The organism is Tsuneonella sp. HG249 (genome assembly GCF_053819205.1).
In genome coordinates this window covers 280,142-301,312 of sequence record NZ_JBSOQY010000001.1, presented here as the reverse complement: position 1 = coordinate 301,312, position 21,171 = coordinate 280,142, and the positions used below count along the sequence as shown (strand labels likewise).

The window sequence follows — 21,171 nt, the reverse complement described above, 5'->3', positions numbered from 1 at the left end:
TGCCATGCTGTTGCCGCAATTGCCCGCTGCGCGCAATCAGACCGCGGGTTTCTTCGCCTCGAGCCGGTCGATCTCCCGCAGCGGCTCGTCCCCTCTGGCCTCGGAAACGGTCGGCGCGAGGTCGGCCAGCGCCGCGCCCGTCGGCACGGTCTTGAGCTGCGCAAGTACCGCGCGGAAGCGCTTGAGGTTCTCGCCTGAGAGCAGCGCACGCGTGACGAACCGGACGGTGCCCGGATCGACGGCGCGGCCGCCGCGATACATCTCGTAATGCAGGTGCGGCCCGGTCGAGAGCCCGGTCGAACCGACGTAGCCGATGACCTGCCCGCGCCGCACGCCCTGCCCGGGCGAGACCGCCATGCGGCTCATGTGGCAATAGCGGGTCGAGATGCCGCCCTGATGGTTCAGCCTCACCGCGTTGCCGCAGCCGCCGGCCCGGCCGGCGGAGGTAACCACGCCGTCGGTCACCGCGACGATCGGGGTGCCGTAGCTCGCGCGGAAGTCCATCCCGGCGTGGCGGCGAAAATAGCCGAGGATCGGATGGCGGCGCGTTCCGAAGCCCGACGAGATCGGCCCTGGCACCGGCGCGAGCAATCCGCTCCGCTGCTCGCCGACCCCGGAAGCCTCGTAAAACCGCCCGTCGCTGCCCCAGCGCATGAGCTGGGTACGCGGCTTCCCGTTCCGGTCGACACCGGCGTACAGCAGTTGCCCCACCTGGCGCTCGCCGGTCGCTGCGCGCTTGTAGGACAGGATCATGTCGAAGGTGTCGGCGGGGCGGACCCCCTCATCGAGGTCGATCTGCTCGCCCAGCGCCTTGAGGTACTGCTGGACGGCGCCCGCCGGGGCGCCCGCAGCGCGCATCGAACGATAGAGGCTGTCGCCGGCGACACCGCGAATGCGCAGCGGCGTGTTGTCGACCCGGATGGCCTGGCGCTCGAGGGCCAGCCCGCCGTCGCCACGCTGGATCGATAGCGCGAGATCGAAGCGCGCGCGGAAGGCAAGCGCCTCGAGCGGCCGCGGCGCGCCGGGCTCGGGGCGCCGACCGAGGGTGATGTCGACCTGCGTGCCAGAGGCTATCTCGCCGAGCGGCACCGCCTGCGAAACCAGCGCGAGGACCCGGTTGGCGTCGGCCCCGCCGATGCCGGCGCGCGCAAGCATGCGGCCGAAGCTGTCGCCGCCGACGAGAGTAGCGGCCACCTCGATAGTCGGACGCTCGGGAGCAGCCTTGAGGGCAGTCACGGCGCCGGTCGCCGCCATCTGCCGCCCGCTGTCGCCGCCCATCGCGAGCGGCATGATCATCTGGCTGCGGAACTCGTCGCGCACCGCATCGTCGACACGGGTCGCGGGCGCTGCTTCGAGCGGAGCGAAGCCGGGCCAGAAGGCGAGACTGAAAGCGCTGAGGCCAAGGAAAGTGCCAAGGCCGCGGAACCAGCGGCGGGTGCCGATACCGTCTGCCAGATCGGGCGCGAGGTCGACAGCGGCGAGCTTCTCTTCCGCCCGCCAGCGCCAGGCGTCCCACCGATCGGCAAGGCCGCCGACACGTTTAAGGACCACCGGAGCAGCGTCGCGTTCGGCTTGCGCGTGCGTCAGCGCCGCGGCGCGCCAGCCCGGCACTCCGTCGGCGGGGCCATGCCCCGGCATGTCACTGTCGCGCGGCTTGAACAGCGCGTCCTCCACTCAATCAGGCTGCGCGCTGGAGATCCCTTCCGGCGCAACCCGGACCCGACGAGGCCCGTGCCGGACTTTCCTGCCCGATTGAAGTTAACGCCGCCCTAAAATGGGCTCAGCGGAGTCCGCCTTGCGACAGATCGAATCGAGCAAATCCATGTGGTTGCCCCACCGGGGCCGCGATGCCACATGAGGGGGCGTGACGATCAAGGCGGTCCTCGGACCTACCAATACCGGCAAGACCCACCTCGCCATCGAGCGGATGTGCGGGCATTCGTCCGGCGCGATCGGCTTTCCGCTGCGGTTGCTGGCGCGCGAGGTTTACGACCGCGTCGTTGCCTTGAAGGGCGAAAAGCAGGTCGCGCTGATTACCGGCGAGGAGCGCATCGAGCCCAGGGACGCGCGCTACTTCTGCTGCACGGCCGAAGCCATGCCGAGGCTGGGCGGAGGGCATGCCTTCGTTGCCATCGACGAGGCCCAGATCGGGGCCGATCGCGAGCGCGGGCACATCTTCACCGACCGCCTGCTCCATGCGCGCGGCCGCGAGGAGACCATGCTGCTCGGCTCCTCGACCCTCGAGCCGATGGTCCGCCAGCTCCTGCCCAAGGCCGAGATCGTCACCCGACCGCGTTTCTCGACGCTTACGTACGCGGGCGCCACCAAGCTCAGCCGCCTGCCGCCGCGGAGCGCGGTCGTCGCCTTCTCCGCCGAGCAGGTTTACGCGGTCGCGGAAATGCTCCGCCGGTTCCGGGGCGGCGCGGCGGTCGTGATGGGCGGGCTGAGCCCGGAGACGCGCAACAAGCAGGTCGCGCTCTTCCAGTCGGGCGAGGTGGACTACATCGTCGCGACCGACGCGATCGGGATGGGCCTCAATCTCGATGTCCGCCATGTGGTTTTTGCCGGCCTGTCGAAGTTCGACGGTATCCGTCAGCGACGGCTGACCCCAGCCGAGATGGCGCAGATCGCAGGGCGCGCCGGCCGGCACCAGACCGACGGGAGTTTCGGCACGCTGAGCGGCGCGGGCGGCGAGGCGCCCGAGTTCACCGACGAAGAAGTCTATGCGATTGAGGAGCATCGGTTCGCGCCGCTGACTTCGCTGTTCTGGCGCGAGGCCGAACCGCGGTTCGACACCTTGGCCACGCTAATTGCGGACCTGGAATCGGTTCCGCCCGAGCCCGGCCTCGTCCGCGCGCCGGAGGCTATCGATCTCAGTGTGCTGAAGCGTTTGGCGGAAGACCCGCTCGCAGCGGACGTCACTACGCCGGGTTTGGTCCGCCGCCTGTGGGAAGCTTGCAGCCTGCCCGATTTCCGCCAGAGCGGCCCCGATACCCACGCCCGGTTCGTCGCCCGGTTATGGCAGGACTTGCGGCACGGACATCTGGGAGCGGACTACATTGCCGCGCGGATTTCCGAACTCGACCGGCCGCAGGGTGACATCGACACCCTGCAGGGAAGGATAGCGGCGATCCGCAGTTGGGCGTATATCGCTCAGCGGCCCGACTGGGTGCTGGCGCGTGACGAGATGGCGGCTCGTGCCCACGCGGTAGAAGCTCGACTGAGCGACGCGCTCCACGCGCGGTTGACCGAACGCTTCGTCAATCGCCGCACCGCTATCCTTATGAAGAGCCTTGGCGTGGATCCCGCGCTGCTGCCGGTTGCCTTGGGAGCCGATGACGTCGTGACGGTTGAGGACGAGCCGATCGGGCACCTCGAAGGCTTTCGGTTCGTCGTCGACCGCGGCGCAAGCCATAGCGATCGCCGCATGCTGCTGGCCGCCGCTGAAAGGTCGTTGCCGAGGTTGCTCGCCGCCCGCGCACAGACCCTCGCCCACTCGCTCGACCAGTTGTCGCTCAAAGCGGGGTTCATTTGTTGGGACGGATCGGAACTGGCCCAACTCGAACGAGCTTCGGCCGCCGGCAGGTTCAAGCTGGTTCCGACCCGCGAATTGGCGACGGTACCCCCACGCGACCGCCAGGCGCTGCTGCAGGCCATCGAATTGTGGCTCAAGGCGCGGCTAGCGCCGCTTGCCCCGCTCGCCGCCCTGGAATCCGCGGCGCGCGATCCCGCAGCAGGCAGCGAGGCCCGCGCCTTGCTACTCAATCTCGTTGGCGGACATGGTGCGATTTCGCGGGACAAGGCCGGTATCGAACACCTGCCGAAAGAACTGCGGCCGTTCCTGCGCCGTCTTGGCGTCGTATTCGGCGCGCTCGACGTTTTCGCGCCCGCGCTGCTCAAGCCGGCCGCGAGGCGGGCGATGCAGGATGCCGGGATCGACCGGCGGCCGCTAGCCGACGGGATGCCGTCGGTGCTCCCCGGTTCGTCCGCGCTGCCGACTGGATATCGCCGTGCGGGCGACCAGGCCATCCGGGTAGACGTGGCCGAAAAGCTGCTGCGCGCTGGGCACGAGGCACGGGGGAAGGAACGCATGCGGCAATTCGCGCTCGATCCCTCGCTGGCCGTTTCGACCGGGCTCAAGCTAGGGAACTGGGTGCGGCTGCTCGGGGCGGCGGGATTCAAGGTCCAGCCGGCGCAGGCGCTGGCCGACGGCATGCAAGGTCCCCCCGCGCCCGACCGCTGGAGTTGGCGCCCCGCTCGCCGCGAAGCGCCAGCGGCAAGGCCGCCCCAGCGGGATAACGCGTTTGCCGCGCTGGCGGACCTGGTCGGCCAATGAGGATCGACAAGCTGCTTTGGCAATTGCGGTTGACCAAGACCCGCGGCCTCGCGCAAGTTCTGGTCGCCTCGGGCCATGTCCGCCGCAACGGGGCAAGAGTGGTCCGCGCCAGCCAGGATGTCGCCGAAGGCGATACCCTGACGGTTCCGCTGCCCGGCGGGGTGGAGGTCATCGAGCTGATCGCCCTTCCTCTGCGCCGCGGCCCCGCGGCAGAAGCACGGGCATGCTACCGCACGCTTGACCCGCAGGCATCTGCCAGCCTAGCAGCGGGCCAAGAGCAACCGCCGCACAGGGGCCCGCCGCAATGACCTACGTCGTCACCGACGCCTGCATCAGATGCAAGTACACCGACTGCGTCGAGGTCTGCCCGGTCGACTGCTTCTACGAAGGCGAGACGATGCTCGTCATCAATCCGTCCGAGTGCATCGACTGCGGCGTGTGTGAGCCCGAATGCCCCGCTGAAGCGATTCTGCCCGACACCGAGGACGGCCTTGAGCAGTGGCTCGAGCTCAACACCAAGTTTTCGGCCGAATGGCCCAACATCACCCAGAAGAAGGACCCGCCGGCCGACGCCGACGAGCACAAGGGTGAGGACGGCAAGTACGCCAAGTTCTTCACGGCGGAGCCCGGCGAAGGCGACTGAACGGGGCCCTCGACGGCCTTTCCAGACAGATAGCGGCCCTCCGCCGTCGCGGGGGTGGAAATTTTGTTGCGATTATGTTATATAATCCAACAAGCCCGGCGGTGAGCGATTCCCGTCGGTGATGCGAACGGTCAGAAAGGCGCGGCACACCAGCAAATACGACAGGCGAAGTTCTTCGACCGGCTTCCGGCTCGGTCGTCGATAGTCCTGACGTTCTTGCTTCGCCATGCCTCACGAAAGGACAATTGATGGCTTCCCAGGCCCCTGCTTTCGACGTCGGCGATTACGTGGTTTACCCCAAGCACGGCGTCGGCCGTGTGATCGAACTGCAGCGCGAGGAAATCGCCGGCATGCAGCTCGAGCTTTATGTCCTGCGCTTCGAGAAGGAGCGGATGACGCTTCGCGTCCCGATGAACAAGATCGAATCGATCGGCATGCGCAAGCTGTCGAGCGACAAGACGCTCAAGGAAGCGATGCAGACTCTTACCGGCAAGCCCAAGGTCAAGCGCACGATGTGGAGCCGCCGGGCGCAGGAATACGAAGCGAAGATCAACTCGGGCGATCTCGTGTCGATTGCCGAGGTGACTCGCGACTTGTTCCGCCCGGAAGACCAACCCGAGCAATCCTATTCCGAACGGCAGATTTTCGAAGCGGCATCGAGCCGCCTCGCGCGCGAGCTTGCGGCGATGGAAAAGACCGATGAACCGACCGCGCTGCAGAAAATCCTCGGCGTTCTGCGCGAGCATGCGCCGCAGTACTACGAGAATAACGAAACCGCCTGACGCTTCCGCGAGGAGGAATTGACGGGCGCGTCCCTCGCAAGGGATGCGCCCGTTTTCGTCTATCAAGCCCCCATGCGGTCGGGACGAGCGTCTACACCTGTCGACGAGCGACATGGACTCTTTCCGTCGGCGATGCGAAAATCACAGCCGATCCGAAGTGAGGAAGATCATGCGTTTAATCTCCATCATGGCCGCCGCAATCGGCACCGGCCTTTTGCTCGCAACGCCGGTAAGCGCCGGGCGCCCCGAGCAGGGGAGTTCGCTCGATGGCGGCACGCCGGTCGACACAAGCTGGTCGGCCACGCCGCCCTTCATCGCCATCAAGGCAGTGGGCCCAGACAACGTCCGCTTCACCACCGGGGAGCGCTGGCAGGTTCGCGCGGAGGGCGATCCGCGCACCCTTGCGCGCATTCGCTTCATCATCCGTGACGGGCAGCTTACGATCGGCCGCAAATCAGGTGGGCACGGCGACCTCAAGCCTGCCAAGATCTACGTAATCGCACCTTCGCTGCACCGCGCGACAATTGGCGGGTCCGGCTCGCTCGCAATCGACCGACTGACCGGAAAGAAGGTTTCCGCGACCGTAGCCGGATCGGGCGTACTCTCGATCGAGCGGGTGTCGGCCGACACCCTCGACGCCGCGATCTCCGGATCGGGCGACCTCGCGATGAGCGGACGGAGCGAGAGCGCCAAGTTGGCGATAGCCGGGAGCGGCGAGCTGAGGGCCGCCGACCTGACCGTCGATTCGGCGGAAGCCTCTGTCGCGGGGTCCGGCTCGATGGCTTTTCGCTCCGACGGCAAGGTCACGGCGGCGATCGTCGGCAGCGGCAGCGTCGCGGTGCGCGGCAACGCCGATTGCACTCGCTGGAGCCGTGTCGGTTCCGGCACCTTGACTTGCTCGACCTGAACGACGAACGCGCAACCGCAGCCGACGAAGCGGTCACCAGCCCGGTTGCACTAACCGCCTAGCTGTATTATATCAGTAATACGCAAGCTAGGAGGAAACCCATGCTGCATCGGATACTCAAGGGGCTCGCGCCAGTAGCCGCTCTCGCCATCGCCCTTTCAACGAGCGCATGCGACGCGGACGTATCGATTAACGGCGAGAAGGGTGTGCCGCTGGCTGAGCTCGAGACCGAAGGCAAGTCGCCGACGGGGATCGTGCTGGCCGGGCCAGATTCCGTGGTCGTGACTAACGGCAGCGAACTGAAGATCGAGGTGAGCGGCGACCCCGAGGCCGTGGCCGCGCTTCGCTTCACGCTCAACGACGATACCCTCGGGGTCTCGCGTAAGAAGGATGCGGCGAAGCCAAAGGGCAAAGCCCGGGTGGCGGTGACCCTGCCGACCCTCGAGAAAATCGTTCTCGCCGGCTCCGGCAACCTGGAAGCATCCGGATTGTCGGGCAAAGCCGAGGTGACCATCGCCGGCACCGGCACGGCGACCACCACCGACGTCGATGCGAGCGAACTCGAAGTTACTATCGCCGGCTCAGGAACTTACCGCGCCTCGGGAAAGGTCCCCTCGCTTGAGCTGACGGTTGCCGGGTCCGGCAGCGCAGACATGGTCGGCCTAAACACCGAAAACGCAGATGTGACGATCGCCGGTTCTGGCGACGCGAGTTTCGCTTCCGACGGCACCGTCAAGGCGACGGTGATGGGTTCGGGCAATGTGACCGTGACCGGTGAAGCCAAGTGTACGATCAAATCGATGGGCTCCGGCCGGCTCAATTGCAGCGCCGGAACCTCCACCGCTCAGTCGGCGGCGGGCGAGGCACCGCCGACCCCGCCCATGCCTCCGGCTGCCCCGCGAGCGCCCGAGACGCCGGAATAATTCATCGCGCCGCAACACCGGCCGGTTATAGGGCCGCGCATCGGGGTGTCGGACAGGCAGTGCTGCGCCGGGACCCGCTAAAAGGATTGTACGATGCGCGGCCTGGTTCTGCTTCCCTTCGTGGCGCTTGCCCTTTCGGGCTGTCTCGTCAAGACCGCATTCGATGTCGCAACGGCGCCGGTCAGGGCCGTTTCAAAGGGCGTCGATCTCGCGACCACGAGTCAGTCCGAAGCCGACGAGAAGCGGGGACGTGAGATTCGCAAACGCGAGGAACGCCTGGCGCAGCTCGAGCGGAAGCTTTTCAAGCTACAGAAGCAATGCATCGACGGCGATCGCCGCGCTTGCGACGAGGCGTCCTCGGTCAATGCCGAAATGCACGCTTTGATGCCGTCGGTCCCGGTCGAGCCGGGCTCAAACTAAGCGGCGGACCGGCGCAAGCGATCGTTGATTGCGCGCCCGACTCCGCGGTTAGGGACTGGTGCCACCGCGACGCGAGGCTTGTCGGAGGCGGCGGCCTGGTGAAGGCACTCGTATAACCGCGAGGCTGCTTCGTGGAGGTCTCCTGACGACGACAGCGTGCAGTCTCCCCGGACAGAACCGAAGCCGACGAAAAACTCAGCGAGAGTTGCGGTGTAAGCTTCGAGCCGCACTGGCTTGCCGGGCGAATAGTGTTGCGCGAGCTGCCCGGGCGCCTCGATCTTCGACGCCACGACCGGCAGTGGTTCCCCCATCAGCGACACGATCGTTTCACGCGCGATGGGCCCTTCGCGCAGCAACTGCCAGCCCTCCGTGCGCAAGGCGACGATCGTCGATTCCAGCCCCTCCGGGCAAACCCCGCCATCGAGCACCGCGTCGATGCGCCCGCCGAGCCCAGAAACGACATGATCCGCAGAAGTCGGACTGACGCTGCCGCTGCGGTTAGCCGAGGGCGCAGCAAGCGAGAGACCGTTCGCCTCAAGGACTGCGCGCATGACCGGGTGGCCAGGGCAGCGCAGGGCGATCGACGGCAGCCCTGCCGTGACTGCCGGCGCTATCTCCGCCCCTTCGAGCTGCGGAAGGACCAACGTCAGCGGCCCCGGCCAGAAACGGTCCGCAAGAAGCCGCGCACGCTCGTCCATTATCGCCAATCGGGCGGCTGCCGTGGCGTCGAGCACATGGACGATTAGCGGGTTGAAGTCGGGCCGCCCTTTGGCCCGATAGATCGCCGCCACGCTTTCGGCGCGGTCGGCGCGAGCCGCGAGACCGTAGACCGTCTCGGTCGGTAGCGCGACCAAAGCGCCCGATTCGAGCAGCGCGGCCGCGCGCGCGACTCCCGCGACGTCCCCGGTCAGCCGTTCCGTAGCGCGCTTGTCGGTCATGGGCGCGCGCTATAAGCCCCTCGCAAGCCCTGCCAAGGAGAAGCGCGCTCATGTACCGCCCCGCCACCGCCGACCAACTGCTGGCGTTGGAGGTCTGCGCCGGCATCGGCGAGCTCGCGCGGTCCGAACGCTTCGCGGCTGCGGAGCCGGACATGGTAAGCGCGATCGTCGAGGGGATCGGGGCCTTCGCCGCGCGCGAGTGGGCCCCGCTCAACCGGATCGGCGATCTCGAGGGCGCCAGGCTGGAGAACGGCGTGGTGCGGCTGCCGACGGGCTTCAATGAAGCGTACGATCACTATGTCGAGCAGGGCTGGAACGCTATCGCAGCACCGGCCGAACATGGCGGGCAAGGTCTGCCGTTGGCATTAGGCTGCAACGTGCTCGAGAATCTCGGCACAGCCAACTTCGCCTTCAACCTGCTGCCGATGCTCACCACCGGCGCGATCGACGCCCTCGAACAGCACGGATCGGAAGCGCAGAAGGCGCTTTACCTGCCCAAGATGATCAGCGGTGAGTGGTCGGGGACCATGAACCTGACCGAACCGCAAGCGGGCAGCGACCTCGGCGCGCTACGCTCGACCGCGACCCCAATCGAAAGCGGCGAGCACGCCGGCAAGTATCGCATGGCGGGAACCAAGATCTTCATCACCTGGGGCGACCATGAACTCGCCGACAACGTGATCCACCTGGTGCTGGCCCGCCTGCCCGATGCACCTCAAGGCAGCCGAGGCATCTCCCTGTTCGTAGTCCCGAAGTACCTGGTGCGGAATGATGGCTCGCTCGGCCCGCGCAACGACCTCCGCGCAGTCAGCCTGGAGCACAAGCTCGGCATTCATGCCTCGCCCACCTGCGTGATGAGTTACGGCGACAATAATGAATGCATCGGCGAACTGGTCGGCCCGCCGCACCGTGGGCTCGCGGCGATGTTCACGATGATGAACAACGCGCGGATCAACGTCGGCAACCAAGGCGTGCAGATCGGCGAGCGAGCGACCCAGGCGGCGGTCGCCTACGCCAGCGACCGAGTGCAGTCGGCCCGGGCCGGCTCACCCGACAAGAACCCGGTCGCGATCGTCGAGCACCCGGACGTGCGGCGCATGCTGCTGCGGATGAAGGCGCTGACCGAAGGCGCCCGCGCGCTGCTCTACTACACCGCCGGGCAGGTCGACCGCGGCACGCTCGGCGATGCCAGGGCGGCGGCGCGCGGCGAATGCCTGGTGCCGATGCTCAAGGCCTGGGGCACCGATGTCGGTGTCGAAGTCGCGAGCCTCGGCGTGCAGGTCCATGGCGGGATGGGGTTCGTCGAGGAGACCGGCGCCGCTCAGCACTACCGCGATGCCCGCATCGCGCCGATCTACGAAGGCACCAACGGGATCCAGGCAGCCGATCTCGTCACCCGCAAGCTCGGGCTGGAAAGCGGCGAGGCGCTGGATGCGCTGTTCGCCGACATCGCCCGCGACGGCGCGGGCAGGCTGCGGGAACTCGCCGAAACATGCCGCGAGACCGCCCGCTGGATGCGCGAGGAGGCATCGCTCGACGACAAGCTTGCCGGGAGCGTTCCGTTCACCGCGATGAGCGCGGTCGCCGTGGCGGGATGGCAGCTGTCGCGCCAGGCCGAGGCGGTGGCGAACGGCGCCGCCCCGACCCTGGCAAGGAGCAAGCCGGTGACCGCGCGTTACTTCCTCGACCACGTCGTGCCCGAGGCGCTCGGTCTCGCCGCCTCCGCCCGAAGCGGGGCAAGCTTGTTCTACGAACTGCCGGCTGCGGCGCTCTCGGCATGAGCGACCCGCTCGAGCGCATTGCCGCGGCGCTCGAGCGACTGGCGCCCGTCGCCGCCCTCAAGGCCGACTGGCTGGCCACCCCCGCCTATGTCTGGGACGGCGAGAAGGGCCGGGCCATCGAGCGGATCGACGCACCACTCCTCGACCAGCTGAGGGGGATCGACCGGCAGAAAGACTCGGTAACGCAAAACGTCGCGCGCCTCGCCGCCGGCAGCGCCGCGCACGACATGTTGCTGTGGGGCGCGCGCGGGATGGGCAAGAGCGCGCTCGTACGCGCCTCGACTGTCGCCGCGCAGGGACAAGGCTCGCTTGCGCTGGTTCAGATCACGGCCGACGCACTATCGACTTTGCCGGCCCTCTTCGTGGTCCTGGGCACCGTGCCGCGCAACTTCCTCGTCTATCTCGACGATCTCGGGTTCGCGGAGGGCGACACCGTCGGCCCGCGCCATTTGCGCTCGTGGCTCGAGGGCGGTGTCGAGGCCCGACCCCCAAACGTGCGCCTCGCGGTCACCAGCAACCGGCGGGCGATCGTACCGCGTCACTTGTCCGAGCAGGACGATCCGGTGAACCCCCGCGATGCGCTCGAAGACCTGCAGGCCCTTGCCGACCGATTCGGTCTGTCCATCGGCTTCCATGCGGCCAGCCAGGACGAATACCTTGCGATCGTGGCGGCCTATGCCGAGCCGCTGGGGCTAGCGTGGGAGGACGCTGAGGCGCTCGAATGGGCTAAGCGGCGCGGTGCCCGTTCGGGCCGCACCGCCTGGCAGTTCGTCACCGAACTCGCCGGCCGGGCCGGTCGCGTGCTCTAGCTACTGCGGCCGTTCCCGCGCATAATCCTCGTCGAACGTGGCGCCGGAACCGCGCAGCTCGCGCTGCGGCGGGAGCCTGGCTCCGGTGATCCGCTCGATCGCCGGCGAGGGGGCCGCGCCCGGAGCGGTGACCCGCCAGACGATGCCAGCAGTGTCGTCGGTCACCAGCAAGGCGCCGTCCTTGGCGAAAGCGACCCAGGTGGGCCGGCCGCGGGTGGTCTCGCCGTTCTCGGAAAGAAATCCGGTCAGGACCGGCACCGGCTTTCCGGTCGGTTTGCCGCGTGCATCGAACGCGACGTAGACCACGTCGTAGCCGGACTTGGGTTCGCGGTTCCACGAACCGTGGCGGGCGATCACCGCGCCGGTGCCGAACTCGCTGCCCAGCGTCGATCCGTCGGTGAAGGCGAGGCCGAGCGGTGCCGTGTGCGGGCCCAGGGCATACTCCGGAATGCGGATATAGTCAGGATTGAAGCCCTCGGGCGTCGGATGATCGACGCGCTCGTCAAAATTGTTGCGCCACCAGACCCACGGCCAGCCGTATTGCGCGCCGATCGGCACGTTGGTGAGGTAATCGGGCACAAGGTCCGAACCGAGCATGTCGCGCTCGTTGACCACCGTCCACAGTTCGCCGCTCCACGGGCTGAAGGCGAGACCGTTGGGATTGCGCAGGCCCGCAGCGAACTGGCGCTGGCGCCCGGTCTCGAGATTGTAGTCCCAGATCGCCGCGCGGCCCTGCTCGACTTCGAGCCCGCGCTCGGCGATGTTCGAGGCGGAACCGACCGCGACGTAGATGTGCTTGCCGTCGGGCGAGAGAACGATGTTGCGCATCCAGTGGTTGCCCGCCGGCGGAAGGTCCATCAGTTTCTTCGGCGTGCCGGTGAGAGAAGTTGCCCCTTCTTGATACGGGAAGGCGAGCAGCGCATCGTGGTTGGCGACGTAAAGCGTGCCGTCCTTGTATGCGATGCCGGAGGGCGAGGAGAGCGCCGGGTGTGAGAGCACCGCCTTTTGGTCCGCCCGACCATCTCCGTCGGTGTCGCGCAGGAGAGCGATCTTGTTTGCCGAGGGTACCGCCGCGCCGGCCTTCTTGAACAACAGCTTCATGACAAAGCCCTCTAGCCCACCAGGCCCGCGGTTGGGCGGGCCATTGGTGAGCGCGACCAGCACGTCCCCACCAGGCATCACGTACATCGTACGCGGATGATCGAGTCCTTCGGCAAAGCGGGTGACTTCGAGCCCTTGTGCGGCGACCGGCGCTTCACCGGGTTTCCAGCCGACCGGCTCCGCGATGCCCACCGTGGGGAAGGTCTCGGCGCGCGGGCGCAGCAACGTGGGGTCCGCGCCGCTCAAGGTGCCGATCGGCTGCCGCGCCTTGTCGGGGGTCAGGAGATAGGCAACCGCTCCGCCGATCAGCACGATCACGAGGAGGGCGGCGATGAGGATTTTGCGGCGTGTGCTCATGGCGGCTGCGATACGCCAGCGCCGTGCTTGCGGCAACGGCGCGCATCGCTACATCCCGAACCATGTACGATTTCCGTAACGACCCCAGCTTGGGGAAGCCTGAGCTTTACCGGCAGCTTGTCGCAGCCAGCGATGCACTGACCGCCGGCGAACCCGACGGCGTCGCCAACATGGCCAACGTCGCCGCCCTGATGTGGGAGTTCGTGCCTGACCTCAACTGGGCCGGATTTTACCGCGCTCTCGGCGGCGAGCTGGTGCTCGGGCCTTTCGCGGGCCGGCCGGCCTGCATCCGCATCCCTTTCGGCCGGGGAGTTTGCGGTGAAGCGGCGGCCAGCGGCGAAACGCAACTGGTGGAGGACGTTCACGCTTTCCCCGGCCACATCGCCTGCGACGCGGCGAGCCGCAGCGAACTCGTCGTGCCGGTCATGCGGGACGCAAAGCCAATCGCGGTGATCGATCTCGACAGCCCGCTGCTCGCGCGTTTCGACGGGGACGACGCCGCCGGCATCGAGGCGCTCGCCGCGTTGCTCGCCACGCGTATCTGAGCGGCCCATTCCGGGACAGCCGCCCGGCGAGTCGTGGGCGCCGGCGCCGTGTGATGCTAAATTTTCCCTTAACGCACGACTCGAGTTAACTGTCGGGCGACCAAGGGAAACTCAGCATGTCCGTACGCCGCTTCATTGCCCTCGTTGCAGCCGTCCCCGTGTTGGCCTGCGCCACCTCGGCCAGCGCCCAGCAATTGCCGTACGAGGATCCGGCCGAACCCGACGCCGAAGTGATCTACGACGGGGAGGTGGTTGTCGCGCCCCCGCCGGTCCCGCCTCTGGCTGCGCCGGCCATGGCGCCCGCCCCGCCGCTGCCGCCGCTGCCCCCGTTGCCACAGGGCTCGCCCGTGATGCACTCGGCGCACCCGGCGCACCCTGGCTTGATGTCCGCCCCGCCCGTCTATGCCGCCGCCCCGCCGACGATGTATGTGCCCGGTCCGGGATATGCTTATCCCAATTCACATCCCCATCCGGGGGAAGGCGTGCACCCGTTCCCTGGCCAGGGTTATCTGCCATATGGCAATGGCTATGCCTCGGTCGCCTATGTCCCGGTACTGGTCGCTGTACCCCAGCGCGCTGTAGTCCGCGAAACGGTTACCGAGGAATGGGTGCCAGGGCCTGCCCCGGCGCGCTCGCATGCTGAGCGCCAGGTCGAGTACGCGCCCGCTCCCGACAAGCGCATCAAGCTGCGGGGCGGCCGCTGAGAAGGCTGTTGCCCCCCGCTATTGGCGGGTGGCGAGGCGTTTTCTCTTCGTGGTGCGGCCGGGGGCACTATCGGCGATAATCTGCCGTGACGCAGCTTCGCCCACCGGCGCAGCCGCTTGCGGTTCGCAATTGAGGGGCGGGGGCTGGTCCGACTCCAGGTTCACTCCCGCCACGTTCACCGCGCACTGGCCATCGCCGGTATCGATCACCAGCCGCCGGTCCCCACCCCCTGCGTTCACCTCGACGATCCCGTCGAAGCCGATCATGGTCATCTCGCCGGATGGCTCCGCGCGGGCGAGCAGCCCGGCCGCGAGCGGCTTGCCCGCCGTATCGACCACCCGCACCTGCCGGGGCACGAAGCGGATCACGTCGAGCGACACAAGGCCGACCGATCCGCGCGAGATCACGATACGCTTCTTCACGTCGCGTGCGAGCGCGTCGAACGGTAGCTTGTCTGCATCGACGTCGAAACCGATCGCTACTTGCGGCGGGATGTTCTCGACCAGCAGCAGCCCGTTCTTCCCCGTCACGCCGGCGGGGCGGTTCTCGCGCATTATCGGGACCGCGCCGACTTTGCCGGTTCGCACCAGCGCGTACGTGCCGCCGGTGCGGTTGCGGGCGAACAGGCCCCCGCCGGCGATGACGAGCGTGCCGCGGGCGTTGGCGCGGGCGGCAAAAGTGCCGTTGACTCGCTCGACTTCGCCCTCGAGACGGGCGAAGTCGGCCCGGTAGGCCAGCGAGCCGGAGGTTCGGCCGCTCTGGCCGAACGTCCGCTCGAAGGCATAACCGACGGGCTGGCCCTCGATATCGTACTGCCGCATGCTCGCCGAGCCCGAGAATGGGGAGTTGGTGCCCTTGCTTGCGGTCATCTGTGAACTTCGGCCGTTGCCGAGCTGGATCGATAGCCCGGTGAAGGCGGTAAACCCGCTCCCGCTGACATCGCCGCGCCGGTAACCCACCGAGCTGAATACATCCATCGCCCGGTTGATCCGCATGCGGAACGAAGCGTTGACGACGTCGGTGCGTCGCTCGCCAATAGGGAATCTGGGGTCGACAAGCGCTTCCTGGCGCGAGGCGGACAACTGTAGCCGGTTGAAGCTCCCCAAATCGAAGCCGATTTGCGCAACGTAGAGCCGCGGCGGCAGCGGATCGCCCAGCCGGGTCGCCACATCGCGGTATCCGGCGCTCGGCAAAGTTGCGCCGATCCGTCCGGAAAGTTGGCTCCCGCTCGATTCCACGCCCACGTTGAGCAGAGTGCCGGTTCGACCGGATGAGGCATCGCGGCTGTAGCGCGCTTCAGCCGTGACCAGCGCCAGGCCGCCTAACGCGAGATCGCCGCGGACGCCTGCATTGAGCAGGCCCGCGGTCCATTCTGCGGAGGCTTCCATGGTGAACTGGGAGCTCATTCCGCGCCGGTAGAAGACGGAACCCGCGAGCGGACCGTAGTCATGGCTCGCGGTGCCGTATCTTCGTCGGACGAACCCGGCGTTGACCGCGAATTCGCTCAGGTTTCGCGCCAACAAGTTGCGCGAGACATAAAATCGGGCCGCTTGGATCACCTCGCGCCCCAGTGCGTCGCGCGTCACGACCGCAACTTCGCCGCGGCCAAGTTGCGCCGGAATGTTGCGCACGGTGAACTCGCCCGGCTCGACGTCGCCGAGCTTGTAGCGTTGGTCGCCGTTGATAAGGTCGATGCCGGTCGGCACCGCCACCTGGCCGCTGAAAGCCGGCAACGGGATTGTGACGAGATCGGGCCGCAGCGAGTAGTCGGAGCCGATCTGGATGCCGCCCATGCGCACGGCGCGCTGGCTCTGCCCGCCGGCCGAGACGAAATCGCCCGCCGAAGCGGTAATCCCGGCTCGTTGGAGCTGGACCCTCGCGGTGGTGTCGAGCCGGGTGAACGCGCGCGCCCCCTCGGCAGGGCGCGTTGCCAGTTGCATCGTTGCGCCGAGCGCGAAGTTGCCGCGCACGAGCGAGGCATCGAAATAGCCCGAGGCCGCGGTCCGCCCGCGCGCCACCGTTCCGCTCATGTCGTAGTCGATGCGGAACGCGGTAATAGCCGTGCTTTCGCCGTGCATCGCGGGACCGGAATGCAGATCGATGTAGTTGCCCTTGTCGCTCCGGCGCATGAGCTGCACCTCGAGCCGTTGGCGCAGCGCGTCGAACTTCCACTGGGCGAGCGTGAGGGTATCTAGCGCGACCAGGCCCCTGGTCGAGTCGGGGACCGGCAGCCCTGCGGCCCGCGCCGCCTCGGCATCGATCGAGAGGACTTTGCCCTGCCAAACGAGCGGAACCAGCCGCTTCATCACTTCGCCATCAACCGAGATTTCCGACAAGCCGGGGCCGTCGCTCGGCTGGACGCTTTGCGTGGTCAGGCCCCTGGGCAGGGCGAACGGGTCCGATTGCGCCGCGGCGGGAGTTCCGCCGAGTACCGCCGTAGCGGCCGCGATGAGCGCAAGGATCCCGTCAGCAGGTCGGCGTAGCGCTGCCATGGGCCGTCTGCCCGTCGACCTGGGCGGTGATCGACACCGTTCCGAGGGTACAGGCGTTCGCGATCGGCCAGGCGATGTTGGAGCGGCCCTGGACATAGCGCAGCGAATTGCGCTCCACCGGGACGGATCCCCCGGACGCGTTCGTCACCTCCACTTGCAGCACGCGGGCTGTCGCGTCTCCGCTATTGGAGAGCACGAGTTCTCCGTCTCGCAAAAGCCACTCGAGCCGGGCAGGCGCGGCGGTGTCGCGATCAAGGAACACGGGGAGGGTGAAACGCAGCCGGGCTTCGGCCGAGCCCGACTGCGCCGACGCGGGGTCGGGCAGCTGGTCAACGGCCAGCCTGAACCGTTTTTCGCCGGGCGATGCGGCTCCGCTACGGAGCAGCCGGACGACCTGGGTCGCCCCCGGCGGGATCGAGATGATGGACGGCGAGATGGTAAGGGCGTTGCTCGGCGCGTACTGGTCCTCGCCGTTCGCCTGGCTCCAGGCGAACAGTCGGGATTGTACCGCGACGTCGCGGCCCGAGGTATTGGTCAGAGTAACCGTCGCAGCCTGCTTGCCGGCGTCGAACTCGAGCCGCAGAGGAGCGATATTGAGACGGGCCCCGCCGACGGGAATCGGCGCCGTGAGCGCCTGTGCCCGGGCGGCGGACACGTCTTCGGTCCCATCCGCTTGTGCCGTGGAAACCGTGGCACCAAGCAGAAACGACCCGCCCGCAATGATCAAGGCGGCCTTGCGCAGTGAAATCGCGGGTCGGGTCATTCTGGTCTCCGGTAGGTCTTAGAACGTGACAGTGACGGTCACGGTATCGGTGTAGCTGCCGGCGCCGACCGAAGCGGCGGTCGACGGAATACGGCCGTAGGCGGTCAGCGAAACGAGGCCGCTAGTACCTGCATTGCCAGCCTGCGTGGCGCCAATTGCGCTGCCCCAGGTCGTGGAGCGGGCTGCATCCTTGTAGATGCCGTAGTTGACATAAACGGGCACTGTCGCGCCGTTCGACATGCGGCGCTGCGTGCCGGAAGCGTTCGCGCCAGCGTCGAGAGCGACGTCGTAGTTGGCGCCGTTGGTGCACACGAGCGAGACGGTCGAGGTGGTGTCGATGTCGACACCGCCGATCGCCGTCGGCGAGCCGAACGCCATCGGCGTGGCGGCGACGGTGCACGAGTTGAGAACGTTGACCGACACCGGCATGTTGTTGGTGGCGGTACCGGCCAGGGCCGGAGTAGCCGCTGCCGCGACGGTAGCAGCAAGTACGAGAGCAATCTTACGCATGGTCTTTCCCCAAAAGGTCGTTGGCCTTTGCGAGCCGATCGCTCTAATCGGCTAAAGCTGTTGAAAAATCACTAATGGTTACACGGATTTCTCGCCGTGCGTCGGTAGGAATACTTAGCCTAACATGGTTAACACGACGTAACCGCCGAAAGTCTTTTTAACCCTGTTTTCTTTCAGTAAGTCGTTGACGGAAACGAAGCGTCAGAAATTGACGGTGACGGTCACCAGGTCGCTATAGTTGCCGGGAGGCGTGCTTGCCTTGCCGGTCAAGCGGCCATAGACCGGATATACCGTTACACCCGTCGGCCCGGAGTTTCCGGCGAGATTGCGAGTGTTGCCGCGGCCCCAGATCTGGCTGCGCGGCGGGTCCTTGTGGATGTCGTAGAACATCGTCGCATTGAGCGTGGAATGACGGACCTGGCGGTTGTTACCCTGCGCGTGGAGCCCGTTATCGAGATCGATCGTGTAGGCCATATTCGGCGTGCAGACGACTGTGATCGCCGCTGTGCTATCGAAAGTGGTGTTCGCTGGCACCGGCATCATGAATACAAGCGGCGTGGCGGAAACGGTGCAACCGGCCATTACGTTGACCGACACGGGCATCGTGTAAGTCGCCTTGGCGGCAAGGCACGGTGACGCCGAGAGCGTGAACGCTCCGGCCAGGATCACCACTGCAAACTTGACTGCCGAACCCAAGAAATCGATCCCCCCGCTTTTCAGCACGGTGGGGAATAGGGGCAAGGCCTTAGGTTAAAGTTAATGCCCCGGTAGCCTCGAAGTAACGCTTCCGATTGGCCCGAGATCAGATATCGCCGCCGGTAAGCCTTTGACAAACAAGGTCGAGCTGGTCGAGCGTGCGATAGCGAATGGTTACCGCCCCCGAGCGGGGATCGGTGTCGGTCTTGATCCGCACGCTCAGGCCGAGGAAGTCCTCGAGATGGCGCTGGACCGCGGCGATATCGGCATCCTTGGCCGGATCGCGGGCCACGCGGGCGGCCCGGCGGGCGCTCCTGCCGCTGTCGCGCCGGGAGAGGATTTCGACCTCGCGCACCGAGAGATTGTCCCGCACGGCGCGCGTAGCCAGCACGATCGCATCTTCGTGCCCGATCAGCGCGCGGGCGTGCCCCATCGAAAGCGCGCCATCCTCGACCAGTTCTAGAACCGGTTCGGGCAGTTGCAACAGCCGCTGGAGGTTCGCCACGTGACTGCGCGACTTGTCGACGAGCTGGGCAATCTCGGCCTGGGTCATGCCCTCGCCCTCGGCCAGCCGCTGATAGGCGCGCCCTTCCTCGACCGGATTGAGGTCTTCCCGCTGAAGGTTTTCGATCAGCGCCAGCGCCATCACCTCGCGCTCGTCGAGTTCGCGGACGATGGCAGGAATCTCGTGCAGCTTCGCCTTCTGGGCGGCTCGCCAGCGGCGTTCGCCCGCAACCAGTCGATAGCGGCCACCACCCAACGGCGTGACGATCACCGGCTGGATCACGCCGCGCTGCGCGATCGAGGCTGCCAACTCTTCCAACGCCGCCTCATCGAATCGCCGGCGCGGCTGGCCCGGGAGCGGCTCGATCGAAGCGACGGCGATGCTGGCGAGTCCCGAGCTCGCGTAACTCTTTGAATTCACCTGCTCATCCCCGTCCGCACCGGTGACAAGCGGCTCTTCGCGTCGGGTCTCGCCGAGCAAGGCTCCCAGCCCGCGCCCAAGCGCGCGGCGGCTGTCGCTTTTCGGCCGTTCGGGGATCGAGAAGCGAATCGGGTCGGTCGGATTGCTCATGCGGCTTTCCTCGTCGCGGGCAGGCGCCCGATTAGCTCGCGCGCGAGTGCCATGTACGCGCGACTGCCGGTGCAGTTGTGATCGTAAACGAGTGCCGGGAGGCCATGGCTCGGCGCTTCCGACAGGCGAACGTTGCGGGGAATGACCGATTCGAACACGAGCCCGCCCAAACATGCCCGCACGTCATCGGCGACCTGGTCGGTCAGGCGATTGCGGCGGTCGAACATCGTCAAGGCGACGCCAATAATGCCGAGATCCGGATTGAAGCGCTGCTGCACCCGCTCGACGGTGGTGAGCAGTTGCGAGAGCCCTTCGAGAGCGAAGAATTCGCACTGCAGCGGCACCAGCAGCGTATCGGCCGCGCCCATCGCGTTGAGCGTGAGCAGGCCCAGCGATGGCGGACAATCGATGAAAGCGATCTCGTGCCCGATATGGCCCGCGAGCGCAGTGGTCAGCCGGGCGGTGCGGTCCTCGACCGTGACCAGCTCGATTTCGGCGCCGGAGAGATCCTCGGTAGCAGGCACAATGTCGAGCCCGGGAATGCTGGTGGGCTGGATGCATTCAGCGAGCGGCGCGCCATCGACGAGCAGATCGTAGCTCGAACGTTCGCGCGCATCGCTCGCCACGCCCATTCCGGTCGAGGCGTTTCCCTGCGGATCGAGGTCGATTAACAAGGTTTTCCAACCGGTTGCCGCCATTGCCGTGGCAATGTTGATGGCGGTGGTGGTCTTGCCGACCCCGCCCTTCTGATTGGCGACCGCGACGGTAATCATCGGTTCTGGCCTTTCGCGATGCGTCCGACGACGATGCCTGCATCGGCGTCAGTCACGGATGGTTCCACGTGGAACATGCGCCGCAGCTTTGGTGGCAGTTGCGCCACTTCCTGCGCCGCCGACCGCCCTTTGGGCAATAACCACACCGTGTCGCTTGTGGAAAAGCGCGTTGCCGCATCAATCAACTTGCGAAGCGGCGCAAACGCCCGGGCGCTGATTACCGACGCTGGAACAGCCTCCGCATCTTCCAGACGAGACCCGATCACCCGCGCATTTCGCGCATTTGCCGCCGCAAGAGAACTGTTAAGCCAGTCGATCCGTAGCTTTCGCGACTCAACGAGATGGACCGGCAGGTCTTGTCGCATCAGGGCCACGATTATCCCAGGAAATCCGGCGCCCGTGCCCAGGTCGAGCCAAAGTTCGCATTTGCTCGGCGAGTGGTCGAGGAGTTGCGCGCTGTCAGCAATATGGCGACTCCAGACTTCCTCGAGCGACCGTACCGAAACCAGGTTCTGGCGTTCGTTCTCCTGCCGCAGGCGAGCGACGAACTCCTCGAGCGTGGCCAAGGTCGACGGCTGGCACCTTGCGGCGACGAATTCACGAGCCTCTTCCTCA

General features: G+C 66.7%; 21 protein-coding genes. 11 read left to right on the top strand and 10 right to left on the bottom strand.

The genetic code is table 11. The annotated features are described in order from the left end of the window. Positions 1–36: 36 nt before the first annotated feature. The gene (locus ACWPM1_RS01560) at positions 37–1,638 is read right to left on the bottom strand and encodes a peptidoglycan DD-metalloendopeptidase family protein (RefSeq protein WP_455695099.1); all 1,602 of its coding nucleotides are present in this window, start codon (positions 1,636–1,638) and stop codon (positions 37–39) included. A gap of 289 nt (positions 1,639–1,927) precedes the next feature. Here ACWPM1_RS01560 and ACWPM1_RS01555 point away from each other — a divergent pair, with 289 nt between their 5' ends. From ACWPM1_RS01555 to ACWPM1_RS01525, 7 genes are all read left to right on the top strand, one after another. Further along, on the top strand, positions 1,928–4,336 hold the full coding sequence (locus ACWPM1_RS01555; protein ID WP_455695098.1) for a helicase-related protein: 2,409 nt from the start codon (positions 1,928–1,930) through the stop codon (positions 4,334–4,336). Beyond that, positions 4,333–4,644: an RNA-binding S4 domain-containing protein gene (locus ACWPM1_RS01550; RefSeq protein ID WP_455693087.1), complete on the top strand. Its 312-nt coding sequence runs from the start codon at positions 4,333–4,335 to the stop codon at positions 4,642–4,644. The genes ACWPM1_RS01555 and ACWPM1_RS01550 overlap by 4 nt, the downstream gene beginning before the upstream one ends. Next, entirely contained in the window at positions 4,641–4,979 is a 339-nt protein-coding gene (gene fdxA, locus ACWPM1_RS01545; RefSeq protein WP_455693086.1) for a ferredoxin FdxA, read from the top strand. The genes ACWPM1_RS01550 and fdxA overlap by 4 nt, the downstream gene beginning before the upstream one ends. Before the next feature lie 248 nt (positions 4,980–5,227). Next, on the top strand, positions 5,228–5,761 hold the full coding sequence (locus ACWPM1_RS01540) for a CarD family transcriptional regulator (RefSeq protein WP_455693085.1): 534 nt from the start codon (positions 5,228–5,230) through the stop codon (positions 5,759–5,761). A 169-nt stretch (positions 5,762–5,930) separates the two neighbouring features. Further along, entirely contained in the window at positions 5,931–6,668 is a 738-nt protein-coding gene (locus ACWPM1_RS01535; RefSeq protein ID WP_455693084.1) for a head GIN domain-containing protein, read from the top strand. Between the two features lie 101 nt (positions 6,669–6,769). Beyond that, complete coding sequence (locus tag ACWPM1_RS01530; protein ID WP_455693083.1) at positions 6,770–7,591, top strand: head GIN domain-containing protein; 822 nt, start codon at positions 6,770–6,772, stop codon at positions 7,589–7,591. A 93-nt stretch (positions 7,592–7,684) separates the two neighbouring features. After that, positions 7,685–8,011: a hypothetical protein gene (locus ACWPM1_RS01525; protein ID WP_455693082.1), complete on the top strand. Its 327-nt coding sequence runs from the start codon at positions 7,685–7,687 to the stop codon at positions 8,009–8,011. Here the strand turns inward: ACWPM1_RS01525 and ACWPM1_RS01520 are convergent. Continuing rightward, on the bottom strand, positions 8,008–8,949 hold the full coding sequence (locus ACWPM1_RS01520; protein ID WP_455693081.1) for an L-threonylcarbamoyladenylate synthase: 942 nt from the start codon (positions 8,947–8,949) through the stop codon (positions 8,008–8,010). The genes ACWPM1_RS01525 and ACWPM1_RS01520 overlap by 4 nt on opposite strands. Before the next feature lie 50 nt (positions 8,950–8,999). Between ACWPM1_RS01520 and ACWPM1_RS01515 the strand changes: the two genes are divergently transcribed. Beyond that, a complete protein-coding gene (locus ACWPM1_RS01515) occupies positions 9,000–10,730 on the top strand; it encodes an acyl-CoA dehydrogenase (RefSeq protein WP_455693080.1) in 1,731 nt (576 codons plus the stop codon). After that, the gene (locus ACWPM1_RS01510) at positions 10,727–11,539 is read left to right on the top strand and encodes an ATP-binding protein (RefSeq protein ID WP_455693079.1); all 813 of its coding nucleotides are present in this window, start codon (positions 10,727–10,729) and stop codon (positions 11,537–11,539) included. Before ACWPM1_RS01515 ends, ACWPM1_RS01510 begins: the two co-directional genes overlap by 4 nt. On the opposite strand, the gene ACWPM1_RS01505 is transcribed toward ACWPM1_RS01510, so the two are convergent. Next, a complete protein-coding gene (locus ACWPM1_RS01505) occupies positions 11,540–12,997 on the bottom strand; it encodes a PQQ-dependent sugar dehydrogenase (protein WP_455693078.1) in 1,458 nt (485 codons plus the stop codon). It abuts the gene before it with no gap. A 62-nt stretch (positions 12,998–13,059) separates the two neighbouring features. On the opposite strand from ACWPM1_RS01505, the gene ACWPM1_RS01500 reads away from it, so the two are divergent. Beyond that, entirely contained in the window at positions 13,060–13,542 is a 483-nt protein-coding gene (locus ACWPM1_RS01500) for a GAF domain-containing protein (protein WP_455693077.1), read from the top strand. Positions 13,543–13,658: 116 nt separating this feature from the next. After that, positions 13,659–14,246: a hypothetical protein gene (locus ACWPM1_RS01495; RefSeq protein ID WP_455693076.1), complete on the top strand. Its 588-nt coding sequence runs from the start codon at positions 13,659–13,661 to the stop codon at positions 14,244–14,246. A gap of 18 nt (positions 14,247–14,264) precedes the next feature. Here the strand turns inward: ACWPM1_RS01495 and ACWPM1_RS01490 are convergent, their stop codons facing one another. The 7 genes from ACWPM1_RS01490 to rsmG form a co-directional block, all read right to left on the bottom strand. Then, positions 14,265–16,739: a fimbria/pilus outer membrane usher protein gene (locus ACWPM1_RS01490; RefSeq protein WP_455693075.1), complete on the bottom strand. Its 2,475-nt coding sequence runs from the start codon at positions 16,737–16,739 to the stop codon at positions 14,265–14,267. After that, positions 16,714–17,502, bottom strand: a complete 789-nt coding sequence (locus tag ACWPM1_RS01485) for a fimbrial biogenesis chaperone (protein ID WP_455693074.1) — start codon at positions 17,500–17,502, stop codon at positions 16,714–16,716. Before ACWPM1_RS01485 ends, ACWPM1_RS01490 begins: the two co-directional genes overlap by 26 nt. An 18-nt stretch (positions 17,503–17,520) precedes the next feature. Further along, complete coding sequence (locus tag ACWPM1_RS01480) at positions 17,521–18,012, bottom strand: Csu type fimbrial protein (protein ID WP_455693073.1); 492 nt, start codon at positions 18,010–18,012, stop codon at positions 17,521–17,523. A 201-nt stretch (positions 18,013–18,213) separates the two neighbouring features. Continuing rightward, positions 18,214–18,708: a Csu type fimbrial protein gene (locus ACWPM1_RS01475; RefSeq protein WP_455693072.1), complete on the bottom strand. Its 495-nt coding sequence runs from the start codon at positions 18,706–18,708 to the stop codon at positions 18,214–18,216. A gap of 106 nt (positions 18,709–18,814) precedes the next feature. Then, positions 18,815–19,783, bottom strand: a complete 969-nt coding sequence (locus ACWPM1_RS01470; RefSeq protein ID WP_455693071.1) for a ParB/RepB/Spo0J family partition protein — start codon at positions 19,781–19,783, stop codon at positions 18,815–18,817. Beyond that, positions 19,780–20,556 (bottom strand): ParA family protein, encoded by a 777-nt coding sequence (locus tag ACWPM1_RS01465; protein WP_455693070.1) that lies wholly within the window; start codon positions 20,554–20,556, stop codon positions 19,780–19,782. The genes ACWPM1_RS01470 and ACWPM1_RS01465 overlap by 4 nt, the downstream gene beginning before the upstream one ends. Then, a complete protein-coding gene (gene rsmG / locus ACWPM1_RS01460) occupies positions 20,553–21,122 on the bottom strand; it encodes a 16S rRNA (guanine(527)-N(7))-methyltransferase RsmG (protein WP_455693069.1) in 570 nt (189 codons plus the stop codon). Before rsmG ends, ACWPM1_RS01465 begins: the two co-directional genes overlap by 4 nt. Positions 21,123–21,171: the final 49 nt, after the last annotated feature.